At 64.0% G+C, this 15104-nt stretch carries 17 protein-coding genes; 7 read left to right on the plus strand and 10 right to left on the minus strand.

Going from position 1 to position 15104, the window contains the following annotated elements; all coding sequences use genetic code 11:
* Window positions 1-175 precede the first annotated feature (175 nt).
* The 5 genes from A3K89_RS14160 to A3K89_RS14180 form a co-directional block, all read right to left on the minus strand.
* Complete coding sequence (locus tag A3K89_RS14160; protein ID WP_068427101.1) at window positions 176-976, minus strand: acyl-CoA thioesterase; 801 nt, start codon at window positions 974-976, stop codon at window positions 176-178.
* A 93-nt stretch (window positions 977-1069) separates the two neighbouring features.
* A complete protein-coding gene (locus A3K89_RS14165) occupies window positions 1070-1879 on the minus strand; it encodes an ABC transporter ATP-binding protein (protein ID WP_068427103.1) in 810 nt (269 codons plus the stop codon).
* A gap of 8 nt (window positions 1880-1887) precedes the next feature.
* Window positions 1888-2916, minus strand: a complete 1029-nt coding sequence (locus A3K89_RS14170; protein WP_068427105.1) for an ABC transporter substrate-binding protein — start codon at window positions 2914-2916, stop codon at window positions 1888-1890.
* A 15-nt stretch (window positions 2917-2931) separates the two neighbouring features.
* Window positions 2932-3816: an ABC transporter permease gene (locus tag A3K89_RS14175; RefSeq protein ID WP_068427107.1), complete on the minus strand. Its 885-nt coding sequence runs from the start codon at window positions 3814-3816 to the stop codon at window positions 2932-2934.
* Window positions 3817-3942: 126 nt separating this feature from the next.
* Window positions 3943-4974, minus strand: coding sequence for a LacI family DNA-binding transcriptional regulator (locus tag A3K89_RS14180; protein WP_068427109.1), 1032 nt, complete (start codon window positions 4972-4974; stop codon window positions 3943-3945).
* A gap of 145 nt (window positions 4975-5119) precedes the next feature.
* Between A3K89_RS14180 and A3K89_RS14185 the strand changes: the two genes are divergently transcribed.
* From A3K89_RS14185 to A3K89_RS14215, 7 genes are all read left to right on the plus strand, one after another.
* On the plus strand, window positions 5120-6277 hold the full coding sequence (locus tag A3K89_RS14185) for a Gfo/Idh/MocA family protein (RefSeq protein WP_068427111.1): 1158 nt from the start codon (window positions 5120-5122) through the stop codon (window positions 6275-6277).
* Complete coding sequence (locus tag A3K89_RS14190) at window positions 6274-7455, plus strand: dihydrodipicolinate synthase family protein (RefSeq protein WP_084423801.1); 1182 nt, start codon at window positions 6274-6276, stop codon at window positions 7453-7455. The genes A3K89_RS14185 and A3K89_RS14190 overlap by 4 nt, the downstream gene beginning before the upstream one ends.
* Window positions 7452-8321 (plus strand): sugar phosphate isomerase/epimerase family protein, encoded by an 870-nt coding sequence (locus tag A3K89_RS14195; RefSeq protein ID WP_068427113.1) that lies wholly within the window; start codon window positions 7452-7454, stop codon window positions 8319-8321. The genes A3K89_RS14190 and A3K89_RS14195 overlap by 4 nt, the downstream gene beginning before the upstream one ends.
* A gap of 131 nt (window positions 8322-8452) precedes the next feature.
* The gene (locus tag A3K89_RS14200) at window positions 8453-10027 is read left to right on the plus strand and encodes an ABC-F family ATP-binding cassette domain-containing protein (protein ID WP_254303532.1); all 1575 of its coding nucleotides are present in this window, start codon (window positions 8453-8455) and stop codon (window positions 10025-10027) included.
* Window positions 10028-10031: 4 nt separating this feature from the next.
* Window positions 10032-10559 carry a dihydrofolate reductase family protein gene (locus A3K89_RS14205; protein WP_068427117.1) on the plus strand — a complete coding sequence of 176 codons (528 nt, stop codon included), beginning with the start codon at window positions 10032-10034 and terminating at the stop codon, window positions 10557-10559.
* 12 nt (window positions 10560-10571) lie between these two features.
* Window positions 10572-11291 (plus strand): DUF998 domain-containing protein, encoded by a 720-nt coding sequence (locus A3K89_RS14210; protein WP_254303533.1) that lies wholly within the window; start codon window positions 10572-10574, stop codon window positions 11289-11291.
* A gap of 9 nt (window positions 11292-11300) precedes the next feature.
* Window positions 11301-11660, plus strand: coding sequence for a VOC family protein (locus A3K89_RS14215; protein WP_068427119.1), 360 nt, complete (start codon window positions 11301-11303; stop codon window positions 11658-11660).
* Between the two features lie 44 nt (window positions 11661-11704).
* On the opposite strand, the gene A3K89_RS14220 is transcribed toward A3K89_RS14215, so the two are convergent.
* From A3K89_RS14220 to A3K89_RS14235, 5 genes are all read right to left on the minus strand, one after another.
* Window positions 11705-12190 (minus strand): SRPBCC family protein, encoded by a 486-nt coding sequence (locus A3K89_RS14220; RefSeq protein ID WP_068427121.1) that lies wholly within the window; start codon window positions 12188-12190, stop codon window positions 11705-11707.
* On the minus strand, window positions 12187-12540 hold the full coding sequence (locus tag A3K89_RS14225; protein WP_068427123.1) for an ArsR/SmtB family transcription factor: 354 nt from the start codon (window positions 12538-12540) through the stop codon (window positions 12187-12189). The genes A3K89_RS14220 and A3K89_RS14225 overlap by 4 nt, the downstream gene beginning before the upstream one ends.
* A 33-nt stretch (window positions 12541-12573) precedes the next feature.
* Entirely contained in the window at window positions 12574-12702 is a 129-nt protein-coding gene (locus tag A3K89_RS26595) for a hypothetical protein (protein ID WP_302050734.1), read from the minus strand.
* A gap of 150 nt (window positions 12703-12852) precedes the next feature.
* The gene (locus tag A3K89_RS14230) at window positions 12853-13644 is read right to left on the minus strand and encodes an RsiV family protein (protein WP_068427125.1); all 792 of its coding nucleotides are present in this window, start codon (window positions 13642-13644) and stop codon (window positions 12853-12855) included.
* Window positions 13645-13697: 53 nt separating this feature from the next.
* Window positions 13698-14924, minus strand: coding sequence for a DUF2786 domain-containing protein (locus tag A3K89_RS14235; protein ID WP_254303534.1), 1227 nt, complete (start codon window positions 14922-14924; stop codon window positions 13698-13700).
* Window positions 14925-15104: the final 180 nt, after the last annotated feature.

Below are 15104 nucleotides of genomic sequence, written 5' to 3' on the forward strand. Positions count from 1 at the left end.
CCTCGGCGGCCTCTTTCACCGTCGAGCCCCAACCCAACAGAACCCAGAACAGCATCCGCACCTCATGGGTGTACACCGGACGTCCCATCGCAACCATCCCTCAATGATCAGGCACGTTGCGATGACTGCTTGAGACCGCCGTATAGCCCGCTATACATTCGCACGCACGACGGGGTCAGTCCTTGTAGTAGACGAGCTGGTGACTGGTGGCGAGCAGCTTTTCGTCGCTGCTCCACAGCTCGGCCGTCTGATCGAAATATCCCCGGTGGAAGCGTCGCGCATGGGCGTGGGCGAGAACGTACGAATCCGCCTGTGCTGCGACGTCTTCCGCGGTGGCGAAGAAGTGGATGGTCAGCGTGATGGTGCCGGCGGGGACGTATTTACCGCGGCGCTGGAAGACACGTGGGTAGAAGATGTCGCCCATCGACGTCAGCGCCGCGAAATCCAGTGCGCGTGAGGGTGTATCGCGAACCCACAGCGAAATGGTCGAGTCCGCGGCTTCTTCTTCGACCAACGCGCCTGCCGCGAAACGCATCTCGTAGTTTCGTGCCCAGGCGATGAAGTCCGGAAAGCCGCTCTGCTCGAGTTCGGACGGTGCAGGCACGTCCGGGGGAGTGGCTTCGTCGTCGTCCCAGGTGTCGCGACGGTGACCGAACACGGCAGTCGCCGTCGTCGCGATCTCGCCGTTCTGGCTGACTTCCAGGTACCAGTGCTGATTGCTGCGGTTGGTGCGCGTTGCCCGCGTCGAGATCTGGAACTCGCCCTCCGCGATCGGGCCTGCGAAGTTGATCGTGATCGAGAGCGGATCCCCGTGGCGGTCCGGGTGCGATTCGACGGCACGGACGAGCGTAGCTGCGGTGACGCCGCCGAAGGGGCCGACCATGTTGTTGTACGGCGCGGACGTGCGGCCCAGATAGACGCCGGGCTCGATGCTGGTCAGGGCCACTGCGTCGTCGAACGGGTGGGTCATTTCCATACCGTGTTGATATCACGAGCGGTGGCAATGCCACCCGTGCGTGCGAATGTATAGCGGGCTGTACATTCGCACGCACGGGGCGACGGAGTCGCCCTAATCGGCGCTGGTGGTTGCTCCCAGCAGATCACGGACACGGTTGGCGACGGTGGTGAACTGCGGCTTCTCCATCGTCGAGCTGTAGTCCCGCTTGTCCGGCAGGTCGACGTCGAGAATCTCGACGATCCGGCCCGGGCGTGGACTCATGACGACGACGCGGTTGGCAAGGTAGACGGCCTCGGCGACCGAGTGGGTCACGAGCATGACCGTCGTTCCGGTTTCACGCCAGATGCGGTGCAGCTCGACGTTCATCTTCTCGCGGGTGAGAGCGTCGAGCGCGCCGAACGGCTCGTCCATGAGCAGCACTTCGGGTTCGTGCAGCAACGCCCGGCACAGTGAGACGCGTTGCTGCATGCCACCGGACAGCTCGTGCGGCAGCGCGTTCTCGAACCCGGTGAGTCCCGTCATCTCGATCAGCTGGTCGGCCTTGGCGGCAGTCGCCTTCTTGCTCATGCCGCGCATCTCACCCTGTAGCAGAATGTTCTTGCGCACTGTGCGCCATTCGAGCAGGGCCGCTCGTTGGAAGACGTAGCCGATTCCTCGCTGTGGGCCTTTCACTTCGCGTCCGCCGAGACTCACGCTGCCCGAGCTCGCGTTGGTCAGTCCAGCAACGACTTTCAGGAGCGTCGACTTACCGCATCCCGACGGTCCGGCGATGGTGACGAATTCGCCTGTGCGTACGGCGAGATCGACGTCGCTGAGTGCGGTGACCTCGCCGCGCTTGGACGAGAAGCGGACGCTGAGGTCGTCGACGGCAACTGCAGTATCGGTCAGCGTCGTCCTCGGTCGTTCGAACGTGGCAGTCATGTCAGGCCTCACTGCTCGGTAGCGGTGGTGAAGGAGGAGTCCCAGTACTTCGACGGGTCCTCGGCGCTGTCGAGGAGTCCTGCGTCACTGAGAATGGCGATGGTGGACACCCAGTCCTCCTCGGAGTTGACTCCCGGCGCATTGCCCTCGGTGTTCGGTGTCGTCAGCAGCGGAATGGTCTCCTGCCACTGCTGCAGCAGCACCGATTCGGGCGGTGTCTGTGGGTCCTTGCCGACCATCGATGCCACTGCCGCTTCGGGATTGGCAATGGCCGCCTCGAACGCCTCGCTGGTGGCGTCGACCATGGCTTGGACGAGTTCCGGTGAACGCTCGATGGTGGATTCGTTGGCGATGAGGCCGTTGCTGAAGAAGTTCAGGCCCGCATCCGAGTACTTCAGGTAGCGCATCTCGCGTCCACTCTTGTTCGCGATGTTGGGGCCCTGGTCGTGCGCGAAACCGATCAGACCGTCGACCTGACCGGACAGCATCGCCGCGATCTTGCCTGCCGAGTCGAGGCTCTGTTGCTGAATCGACCCTTCGTCGACGCCGACGGCAGCCAGATAGGCAGGAAACGTCGTTGTCGGGGCATCGCCGGCGGACACGGCGATGGTCTTCCCTGCCAGGTCTGCCGTGGACTGGATCGGGCCGTCCGCGTAGACCTGAACTGCCGACGGCGTGGTCTGGAGGTAGACGCCGACGCTCTTGACGCGGACGCCCTTGTCGATGTTGCTCAGTACCGCGGCCGAGTCGGCCCATCCGAAGTCGGTCTGGTTGGACCCTGCTGCCTGTGCGGTCTTGGTCGATCCCTGGCCCGCGGTGATGGTGAGGTCGATCCCGTGCTTGGCGAAGATTCCCTCCTGCACTCCGTAGTAGAACGGCGCGTGCTCGCCGTACGGGTACCAGTTGAGCATCAACGATGTTGCGGTGGTCTCGCCGTCGGTGCCCGGCGCCTTCTCCTCGGCTCCGGCGCCGCTGCAGCCGGCGAGGACGAGTGACGATGCGGCGACGGCCGCGACGACGATGTTCTTGAGCTTCATTTCGTTCTCCGATGTTCAGACTGCGGCCGCGGATGCAGTGGATCGACGCGACGCGTGCCAGGGGATGAGGAATTTCTCGGCGATTTCGATGATCATGAACAGGATGATGCCGAGGGCCGACATGATGATCAGTGCGGCGAAAAGCATTGCGGTGTCGATGTTTCCGTTGGCCTGCAGGATGACGTAGCCGAGTCCCTCGTTGGCTCCGACGAATTCGCCGACGACCGCGCCCGTGACCGCAAGAGTGGCGGCGATCTTCAGACCTGACATCAACTGGGGCAGCGACGCAGGGAAACGCACCTTGGCGAACGTCTTCCACCGGCTCGCGCCCATGGTCGAGGTGAGTTCGAGAATCTCGGGATCGACCGAACGGAGTCCGGCCATTCCGGCGATCACGATGGGGAAGAACGCCATCAACACGGCGACGAGAATCTTGGGGCTGGCTCCGAATCCGAGCCACACGACGAAAAGCGGGGCGATGGCGATCTTCGGAATGACCTGCGCGAACAGGATGAGTGGGTACATCGTCTTCTCGAGGGACGACGAGTAGATCATCAACACCGCGACGGCCTCGCCGACCAGGGCGGCGATGACGAAGCCCGCGACGGTCTCGTACGTGGTGACCCACGTGTGGCCGGCGAGGTACGACGCATTCTCGAGCATCGTGTTCCACGTGTCGGCGGGGGACGGAAGGATATAGGGCGCAACCAGTTCGGATTCGGTCACCGCCCACCAGGCTGCAATCAGAACGGCCACGAGGGCCAGTGGCCGCCAGAGGCCGGACCAGGTGTTTCGGAACGATGGCACGGTGGATTTCAAGCTCCGTCGATGATGCGTCGGCGCGGGGTGGGACGCCGTCGGCTCAGCGGAACGGATCTCGACCGACGTTGTTACCGCCATGTGGAGTCCTCGCGTAGTAGTGGTGCGGGGCCACTGCATTACCGGGCACCGCGGTTGGAATGCGCTTTCCGAAGCTGCAGCCGAATGTAGTGTGACCGCGCCCACACTGTCAAGGGTGGGTAAAGATTACCTGCTCAGAGCACTGCTGGCGCGCAGAACGACGGTCCCGGGGGCGTACTCGTGGAGGCTTTGGCTCGCCGCGGAATCGCTCAGCGCCAACTGCACTGCGCGCTCACCGATCTCGACGAGCGACAGCGCAACGGTCGTCAGGCTCGGAAAGTGGTCACGTAGCGTCGGGATGTCGTCGAAGCCCGCGACACAGACGTCGGTCGGGACCTGCAGGCCGAGGCCTCGCCACGCCGCTATCGCGCCGATGGCCATGACGTCCGTGACCGCGAAGACGCACGGCGGCGTGCCGTGACTCGGCTGCAGTTCCAGCGCCGCGGCGAGGCGTCGGGCAGCGCTGTATCCGCCGTCGCGCGAGAAGTCGCCCGCCACTTCGATTTCGGGGGTCAGCCCGTGCCTGGCCAGCGCGTCGACGAAACCGTTGCGACGATCCACCGACGTGCGGATGTTGCCGGGCCCTCCGATGACGGCGAAACGCCGGTGTCCTTCGCCGACCAGCGCCTCCGCGAGTTGCGCCGACGCAGCGAAGTTCTCGGGTTCGACTGCCGCGCCGAACGGCAGCGGTTGTCCGATGACGACGACTTTCCCGTCGTTCTTGCGGTAGGCGGCGAACTCCTTCTCCAGGTCGCGGTCGAGGTCCCCGCTCTGCCTGGAGCCGGCCAGGATGATCGCGTCGGCGCGATGCGAGATGAATGTGCTGACCGACTGTCTTTCGATGTCGAAATCGCGCTCGGTGCTGGCCAACAGCACCAGCTTTCCCGCGGCACGTGCCTCGTTCTGCACACCGCGCACGATCGAGGAGAAATACGGGTCGGCGACGTCGTGCACCACGAGGCCGATCACGCCCGTCGACGAGCGGGCAAGGGCCTGGGCCTGGGCGTTCGGAACGTAGCCGAGATCAGCCGCCGCAGCTCGGACGCGATCGGCGACGCCCTCGCCGGGGACGCGAGAGGACCCGTTCAGGACTCGTGACGCGGTTGCCTGCGAGACGCCCGCAGCTGCCGCGACGTCCTGCAATCTCACTGCCGCCATGCGTTTTTCCCTCCCGGTGTTGACCGAACGACGTGGACAGCATAGCGTGGAAAGCGCATTCCGAAGCTGACTTACTCGCTCGACGCGTGCTGGGCCTTCTCGCCCGCACCGCATCCGGAACACTTTCTCAGAAAAGGCACCTCCTATGCCCAACTCCACTCGTACCCTGCGTATCGCGATGAACGGCGTCACCGGCCGCATGGGCTTCCGTCAGCACTTCCTGCGCTCCATTCTGCCGATTCGTGAGCAGGGCGGCGTTCTGCTCGAGGACGGGACGCGAGTTCAGGTCGAACCGATTCTGGTCGGACGCAACGAAACCAAACTCCAGGAACTGTGCGCTCAGTACGGTGCCGCCGAGTACAGCACCGACTCCGCTTCGGTCATCGACGACGCCAGTATCGACATCTACTTCGACGCACAGGTCACGTCGCGTCGTGCCGAGGCCCTGGCGTCGGCGATGAAGGCCGGCAAGCACATCTTCACCGAGAAGCCGACCGCGGAGACTCTGACGGAGGCCATCGAACTGGCGCGTATCGGACAGAACGCGGGCATCACGGCGGGCGTCGTGCACGACAAGCTGTATCTGCCCGGGCTCGTGAAGCTGAAGCGGCTCGTCGACGAAGGCTTCTTCGGACGCATCCTGTCGCTGCGCGGCGAGTTCGGATACTGGGTCTTCGAAGGAGACGGCCAGCCGGCGCAACGTCCCAGCTGGAATTACCGAGCCGAGGATGGCGGCGGCATCATCATCGACATGTTCTGCCACTGGAACTACGTGCTCGAAGGCATCCTAGGCAAGGTCGAGACCGTCACAGCGAAGGCCGCGACACACATCCCGACGCGGTGGGACGAGCAGGGCCGTGAATACGCCGCCACCGCCGACGATTCCGCGTACGGGATCTTCGAGCTGGAGAACGGCGTTGTCGCACAGATCAACTCGTCGTGGGCCGTGCGTGTGTTCCGCGACGAGCTCGTCGAGTTCCAGATCGACGGAACGCACGGTTCGGCCGTGGCGGGATTGCGCAACTGCGTCGCACAGCACCGTTCGCACACCCCGAAGCCGGTGTGGAACCCGGATCTGCCTGTGACGGAACCGTTCCGCGACCAGTGGCTCGACGTGCCCGCGAACGCGGACCTGGACAACGGATTCAAGCTGCAGTGGGAGGAATTCCTGCGTGACGTCGTTGCCGAGCGTCCGCACCGCTACGGTCTGCTGTCCGCAGCGCGAGGCGTTCAGCTGGCGGAACTCGGTCTGAAGAGTTCGGCCGAAGGTCGGCGCCTCGACGTTCCGGAGATCACGCTGTGACCGCACTGTCTACCGACCTGTCGATTGCCCTGCCGGGCAAAGGCATTCACGTACTCGGCGAGCCGGGGGACTGGACCAAGCCCACGGCTCCGTTCAGCTCGCGCATCGCGTACGCCGCCGCGCACGTCGTTCCGCGTGCGACAGCCGACAACACACCCGGTGCTCTCGCGGACATCGACTGGGATGCGACCCTGGCGTATCGGCACGAACTGTGGTCGTACGGACTCGGGGTCGCGGATGCCATGGACACCGCCCAGCGCGGCATGGGTCTGGACTGGGCGGCGACGGCCGAGCTGATCCGGAGATCGGGTGCCGAAGCGGCGCGCGTCGGCGGCCTGCTCGCCTGCGGCGCCGGCACGGATCAACTCGATCTTGCGGCGTTGCCGTCGGGCAAGGAGGGTCTTGCTGCGGTGCTGGATGCGTATCGCGAGCAGATCGCAGTCGTGACCGAAGCCGGGGCGAACGTGATCATCATGGCCTCGCGCGCGTTGGCTCGCGTCGCGACCTCGCCCGAGGACTATCTGCACGTGTACTCCACACTGCTCGACGAGGTCGACCGACCGGTCATCCTGCATTGGCTCGGAACGATGTTCGACCCCGCGCTGGAAGGGTACTGGGGTAGTGCGGACATCGACTCCGCCACTGCGACTTTCCGTGAACTGATCGCGGCGCACTCCGACAAGGTCGACGGCGTCAAGGTCTCGTTGCTCGACGCAGGGCATGAGATCGCATTGCGTCGAGCGCTCCCGTCGGGTGTCAGGCTCTACACCGGAGACGACTTCAACTACCCGGAGCTGATCATCGGCGACGATCAAGGGCACTCCGACGCGCTCCTGGGCATCTTCGCAGGCATCTATCCCGCGGCGTCGACGGCATTGCAGGAGCTCGATCGTGGCAATGTCGAACGCGCAGAGGAGATCTTGCGGTCCACGCAGGAACTCGGTCGGCACATTTTCGCGGCACCGACGTACTACTACAAGACCGGGATCGCGTTCCTGTCGTGGCTGAACGGCAAACAGGCCGGATTCTCGATGGTCGGGGGACTTGCGTCGGGCCGAAGCGTCGAACATCTGTCGACGCTGTTCGTTCTGGCCGACCGCGCCGGATTGCTCCTCGATCCATCGCTCGCGGTTCACCGCATGGGGCTGTTCCTCGAACTGAACGGAGCTTCGTCGTGACCCTTCCTGACTACGATCTCGACAATCCCTACGCTGCACTGTCTCTCAACACCAAGACCGTCAACGGGTGGACACTGAAGGAAGCGATCGACGGCGCAGCACGGGCCGGGCTCGGAAGTATCGGGCCGTGGCGCGACCGGGTCCAGGAGGCAGGCGTCGCGCAGGCAGCAAAAATGCTGTCCGACGCCGGACTTCGCGTCTCCAGCCTGTGCCGTGGCGGCTTCCTGACGGCCATCGACGACGACGGCCTCGAGGACAACCGCCGCGCCCTCGACGAAGCCGCCGAGCTCGGTGCACCCGAACTCGTGATGGTGATGGGCGGCATGCCCGATCGCGACTTGATCGGTGCCCGGGCCCGCGTCGAGGAGCGCCTGGCGCAGCTGGTGCCATACGCGCTCGAGCGAGGCGTGCGCATTGCGTTGGAGCCGTTGCATCCGATGTTCGCTGCCGATCGCGCTGTGATTTCGACGCTCGGACAGGCGCTCTCGATGGCCGAGCCGCATCCGGCGGAAGCCGTCGGAGTCGTCGTCGACACGTTCCACGTCTGGTGGGACCCGGACCTGCGGTCGCTCATCGAGACTGCCGGGCGACGTGGTCGCATCAGTTCGTATCAGGTGTGCGACTGGCTCGTCCCGATGGAGGCCGACCCGCTGTTGTCCCGGGGCATGATGGGCGACGGTGTCATCGACTTCGCATCGATCGGAACCTGGGTGCGCGACGCCGGATACCGTGGCGACGTCGAGGTCGAGATCTTCAACGCACAGGTGTGGGCCACGGACGGCGGCCAGGTCGTCGAAACGATGAAGCAGCGTTACCGGGATCTGGTGCTACCCGCGTTGGCGCCTGCGGCACCCGTGCGCGCTTAGTTGGACTCTGGCCCAACTATGCGCGCACGGGCGGCGGAGCCGCCCGACCCCACGTGCGTGCGAATGTGCAGCGGGCTATACATTCGCACGCACATGCGGCGAAGCCGCCCGTCGCCTACCAGGAGTTCTCGTTGAGTTGGATCCGCATGAACGACGTCGCCAAGGGATACGACGGGAGGGGCGTTCTCCGCGAGGTGTTCTTCCGGCTCGCCGACGGCGATCGCGTCGGACTCATCGGCCGCAACGGTACCGGTAAAACGACGCTGCTGAACCTGCTGTTGGGGCGCGAAGCTCCGGACTCGGGAACCGTCGACACCACCGAAGGCGCACGTATCGGCTACTTCTCGCAATTCTCCGAGCTCGACGGTGACCGCAGCATCCAGACCGAGCTCGAATCGCTCTTCGAATCCGTACACGCAATCGAGGCCGAACTCGCCGAGGTCGAAGCCGCCCTCGGCGGTGACCTCAACGAGAAGCAGATGTACAAGCTCGTCGATCGTCAAGCCGAGCTGCTCGACGCGATGGAGAACAGCGGCGGCTGGACCTACCACCAACAGATCGACACGGTCCTGTCGATGCTCGGCTTCAACGCCGAACGACGCGAGCTGCCGGTCGACCGACTGTCCGGCGGCTGGCGCAACCGAGCCGCTCTGGCCAAGATTCTGCTCGACTCGCCCGACGTGCTACTGCTCGACGAGCCGACCAACTTTCTCGACGTCGAGGGCATCGCGTGGCTCGAGCGGTGGCTGCGCGACTTTCGGGGTGGTCTGCTCGTCGTCTCGCACGATCGCCAGTTCCTCGAGCAGGTCGTCACGAACATCGTCGAGATCGAGAACAACCACCTGCAGATGTACGACGGTTCCTACTCGGAATACGTTGTGCAGAAACAGTTTCGGCTCAAGAACCTCGAGCGCGAATTCAGCAGCGAACAGCAGCTGCTCGCCTACGAGCAGGAAGCGATCAACGATCACAAGGAAGCGCTGAAGAATCCCAGCGCGGCACTGAAGCGTCGACTCGCGAACATCAAGAAGGCGAAGAATCCGCGCCCCGTCGATACTGTCGTCACCGCGATCTACGGCGGCCTGCACGTCACGGACGATCTGGCAGAGATCACCGGGATCTCGAAAAGCTTCGTTGAGCACGCTCTTTTCTCCGACGTGTCGTTCGAGATTCACCGCGGTGACCGCATCGCAATCACCGGTCCGAACGGCTGCGGCAAGACCACGCTCGTCGACATCCTCACCGGTGTCGAGCAACCGGACAGCGGCAGGGTCAAGTGGAAAACCAAGGCGCCGTCGTTCGTCCACTTCAACAAGGTGCTCGACGATCTGGATCTGGACGACACGGTCACACATGCCGTCAATGCGATGCCGGGGAGTCTTGCGTTCAGTGCGACGAAGAAGGAGGTCAATCGCTTCCTGACGCTTCTCGGGTTCTCGGAACTGGACTTGAAGTCCAAGATCGGCACCCTGTCGGGAGGGCAGAAGGCCCGTGTCGCGCTGGCGCAGTGCCTGTTGCTCGGCGCAGGCGTGATCGTGCTCGACGAGCCGACCAACCACCTCGATCTGGCCAGCACGCAAGTTCTCGAACGTGCCCTTGCAGCTTTCCCCGGGGCGGTGATCCTCGTCAGCCACGACCGCTTCTTCGTCGAGAAGGTCGCGCTGCGGCATCTGGTCTTCGACGGCAAGGGTGGCGTGAGACAGTAGGCGAATGGCCACGCTTCTGTATTCGGCGACGATGTCGCTCGACGGCTACATCGCCGGTCCGGACGGCGACATGTCCTGGCTGTGCGAGTACATGGGTGAGCCGAACGAGACGGCGGAGCGGCTGCTGGCAGGAGTCGGATCGATCCTGTGCGGCAACGCGACCTTCGGCGGCGACGACCCGAACCGCGGTACCGAGAACGAAGGGGCGTTCGGCGGGCAGTACGACGGCCCAGTCGTGCTCCTGACCCACCGTCCGCCGGTGGAACCGCCTGCGGGAGTGACCGTCGCGACCGATCTGCTCAGCGCGATCGACGCGGCCACGGACGCTGCGGGGGACAAGTACGTCAACGTCCTCGGTGCCGACGTCGCGCGGCAGTGCATCGAGGAGAAGCTGCTCGACGAGATCCTGGTCTTCACCGTGCCGGTTCTCCTCGGCGACGGGGTGAGGCTCTTCTCGAGTCAGGGCGGACACAGAGTGCGTCTCGAACGGCTGTCGGGTGAGGTCGAGCACTGGTACCGAATCCGGTACTAGGGTTCGGGCACAGTGGACGACGTGCCGCCGCAGAATTCACGAACCGTCATAGCCCGCCTCGACGTCGTCGGCGTCGTATTCGTTCTCATGGGGTCGCTCGTGATCCTGACACTCGATCTGGTGACGGCCGTCGACAACCCGGCGCATCTGCGACGCACGATCAGTGAGTACGGCCTGGGTGCACAGCAGTGGGTGTTCGCGACCGGAGTCTCGTTGTTGGCGCTCGGTTCTGCTGCCACCCTGGTCGCGGCCGTCCGCAACGGAGTGGCGCGAGCTCGTTCGGTCGCCTCGGTGGCCATGACGGCGTGGATCGTCGGATTGATCGTCATTGTTGCTGTGCCGAAACAGGATTGGAGCAACGACGCCACCCTCGGCCTCGGCGGTGCGATTCACCGCGTCGCGGCAGCCGTCGCGTTCGTCGCCATCCCGATCGCAGTGATCGCCTTCGCAATTCCATGGGTGCGTGACGGCCGCTGGACGACGTGGGCACGTACGACGCTCACGCTCGCCTGTCTCGGCGTCGCCTCGTTGCTGCCGATCGCGTACGCACTGATCGTCGGAATGACCTCGACGACCCCGTGGTACCGCGTCGTCACGCTCGGTTACGTGGAGCGGGTACTGGTGGTCGCCGAGGTCGTCGCCCTCGTTGCGTTGGCGATGTGGGTCGTGGCAGCAACGAACGGCCGCGTCACGGATGTCGAACGCTCGCCGGTAGTTGTGCCGCGTGAGTAGGGTAACCGCATGGCACAGAACGAGCATCACCGTTTGAACTATGTCGAGTTGTCGGTCACCGATCTGTCGGCGGCGCAAGCGTTCTACTCCGCCGCCTTCGGCTGGCGCTTCAACGACTACGGTCCCGAATATGCGGGCATAGTCGGCGCGGGCGGGAGTGAAGTGGGTGGCTTGGCGAAGGTGGCCGAGCGTCCCGGACAGGGCGGGCCACTTGTGCTTCTCTATTCGGACGACCTCGACGCGACCGTCGAGGCCGTCACCGCCGCAGGCGGTTCCGTCGTGAACGGGCCGTATCCGTTCCCGGGTGGGCGGCGATTCCACTTCACAGATCCGAGCGGGAACGAGCTCGGCGTCTGGGCAACGTCCTGACGGAGTGTTCGCGCGGTCGGCTCGACCGCGCGAACACCTGAGTCCTATTCGGCGAGGATCGCGTCGATCTGGCCCATCGCCAGGCCCATGCCTTCGTCCATTCCCATCTCGATCAGCTTCTGCATCTGATCCGCGTTCTCGAACGTCGACACAGTCGTCATCCGAGTGCGACCATCTCTTTCCTCCAGTGCAACAGTCATTTTGGTGACGCCCAGGTTCTCGATCGGATCCCAGTTGTCGTCGGCGAAACCGTCGTCGAACGCGAGCCGGCGGGGTGCGTCGATCGACGTGATGCGCCACCACCCTCGGGCTTTGTCACCGTCCGGTCCGGTCATGTAGTAGTGCGCTTTGCCGCCCTCGACGAAGTCGAGTTGCTCGAACGTTGCGGGCCACGTCGGCGGTCCCCACCAGCGCTCGAGCTTCCGGGGATCTTCCCAGATCCGCCACACACGTTCGACTGTCGCGTCGAACTCGGCAACGATCGTGAAGTTCAGGTCCTGAACGCTCTTGTCTGTGCTGATGACGGTCATGGTGTGTCTCCCTCTTCCTCGTCTTCGTCGAGAATGTCGGAGATCCGGTCGACGCGTTGTCGCCAGATCAGTTCGTACTCGTCGAGCAGGCTTCGTGCTTTCCTGATGCTGTCCAGACGAATTCGCACGATCTGCTCCCGTCCGCGCTTCTCCTTCGTGACGACGGAGGCGCGTTCCAGAATCGCCACGTGCTTCTGCACGGCGGCGAAACTCATGGAGTAGTGAGCGGCCAACCCGGACACCGAGTGTTCGCCGGTGATGACCTTCGAGACGATGTCCCGACGGGTCGAGTCGGCGAATGCTTGGAACAGTCGATCGATGTCCGCGTCCCGAACCTCATCTACAACCATGTGGTTGTACGTTAGGCGCGGAAGCAGTCGAGGTCAAGGGGTCAGCGTGCCGGAGAGGAGCGCAAGGTCGTTTTGCGTCAGACCGAGCTGCAGTCTCCTGGCAACGAATGCGGCTGCGAGCGGGTCGTCGCTGGATTTGGTGCTGCGCCTCGGGCTGGCCATGGCTAATCCTGAGCTTGCGTGAACATGCTTGAAGCCCCATTAAGGGTCACGGTGCAGCTTGTCCATCATAAAGCTTGTGTTCGAGAGCTTAGAGCTGTGAAGACGACCGTTTCGACGCCGCGAACCTCATAATGCTTGCGCTCGCGAGCCTTATTGGCCAAGTGCATCGAGAGTCCGCGGATCGGCCACATCGGACAGTGCGGACCACGGGACGGTGACGTCGACGAGACCGATGGCGTGTGGACCGACCTGGTAGTCGCCGAATCTGATGTTCATGCCCTCGGCGGAGGGAACCCAGTTGGCGAAATTGCTCACGGTCGGTTCGATGCCCGTTCGTTCGAAATCCGGACCTGCGGCTGTAGCCGGAAGGAGGATCGCGGACTGCTCCGACAGCCGCTGTAGCCCCGCCTGAAGATCCGGGAAGAGGTCCTGCAGCGTGACGGGAGTGGCGTCGTCGGTGTTCACCGTGACCGTCGCGACGATCGCGGTCGGATGTGCGCCAGGGGGATTGGCATCCCACGAGGTGTTGAGCACGGCCGCGACGACGCTGTCGCCCACGTACGTGGGTCCGGGGCGGGCATCGGACAAGGTAAAACTCGACGGCTCGAACCCGTCGATCTGATCCTGCAGTGCGGCGCGCATCGACTCGTTGAATTCGGAGACGACGGCGTCATCGCCTCCCGTGAGTTGTGGGATGTTCACGTCGTAGTCGACGCGATCGGTCGACCCCGAGACGCGGGCGGTCGTGAACGAGTACGGGGCAGGTAGGGGAGCGGCCGAGGTGGGCTCGGCTGTGGTCGTGACGGCGCGGGTCGTAGTGACCTGTGCGGTCGTCGGTGCTGGGTCGTCCGACGCGATAGCCGTTCCGTCCGTCGAGCAACCGGCAGCCGATACCGCGATCGATACTGCTGTCACGGCCACTGCCGCTCGCCACGTCTTCATGCTTCGTGCATATCACCCGGGTCGAGTGAGCGCACGGGCTGACTGACAGTTCGTCAGTCTTCGATGTGTTCTCGCCCTCCGGTGAGGTCCGCATGCTCGGCTGCCCGTCGACCTTCGTGGACACCCGATCTGTCCGACACCGTGATCTTGACGGAGCTCAGGTCCGGGAACAGTTCTTCGAATACCGACGTGACGGCTTCGTCTCGCGCGGCGAGGATCGGTACCAAAGGCGACCCGTACTGCTCGCCGGCCGCTCGATCTGCCCGATCTCGTGCTTCAGCGAGGCGTTCGCGGACCCGCCACGAGTAGCCGAGAAGGAATGCCCGTCGAAACCCGCGGGAGCGTGTACGAGAATCGATTCCGGCATCGGCCAACGCCCGCGCGGATTGCACCAGCAAAGAGGTGTACAGCAGTTCGCACAGGTCGAGATCGACAGGCATCCCCGTGATGCTGACGAGTCCGAACTTCTTGTACCAGACAGTCCTCGCGCCGTTCGACGCGGCGACGCTGGACATCAGATGCATCTTGGCATCCGCGTACGGGTTGTCGACGAGAATGCGGCGCGTCACGACCAAGTCGGTGGGTGCGGACCCTTGGGCGGAATCGAGAACAGCGCTGTCGATGGCGTATCGCGTCATCAGTTCCTGCGCCTTGGCGGAAAACGTCTCTGCCTCCTCGGTGAACGAGGACGATTCCGCCTTCGCCAGCAACCCCCGAATCTTGTTGAGAACCTTCGTGTCTGCGCGTGTGCTCGTCATCGTGGAGTGCGCGTGCCATCGCGAGGGTGGGGGTAAGAGGGGAGTAAGTGAAGGCAGCAGCCGAAATTGAGCGAGGAGGCGGAACAGGCTGTCCCAGTACGCCCGCGGAGCCACTCGTGATGTTCGTCGGTAGTGGGCGAGGTCGGTACTCGGGTCGATTCCGATGTCCCTCAGTTGCTCTCGCCAGTCGGGCGGAGCCGTGGAGAGCGCTGTGGTGGCTCGCGCATGGGCACCGAGGAGCGCCTTGATCATCGAGAAGTCCGGTTTGTCGAGCTTTCGGGCGACGACGTGGACGAGTTCGGCCGGTTGCCAACCTCGTTCGAACGTGCCTGCCAGGATCGAGTCGGCGTGCGCGACACAGCGGTCGTCCAACGTTGTCGCCGTTCGTGTTTCGAAGTCGATGACATGGTCGACGAATCTGGCCAAGGCGTCGTGTGACGTGAGCGGATCGGCGGCGAGTGCGATGCCGGAATTCATCAGGGTCGCGGCGTCGACGGTCCGATGCAGTGCGTGAACGTTCATGGTTCCCCTCGTCGAAGTGTTCGAGGACATCCAGTGAGGGGCCTGGTGTCGGTGTCGACGGATTTGTACCAAGTGGGTCCGACAGATTCGAGGTTCTCGGCTCACCTGCAGCGTGTAGATCTGCGCGTCGCGGGTACACGACGGCGAGTAATCGATTATCGAACGGAGATGACGAATCAC

This window comes from Rhodococcoides kyotonense, assembly GCF_001645385.1.
Classification (GTDB): Bacteria; Actinomycetota; Actinomycetes; order Mycobacteriales; family Mycobacteriaceae; genus Rhodococcoides; species Rhodococcoides kyotonensis_B.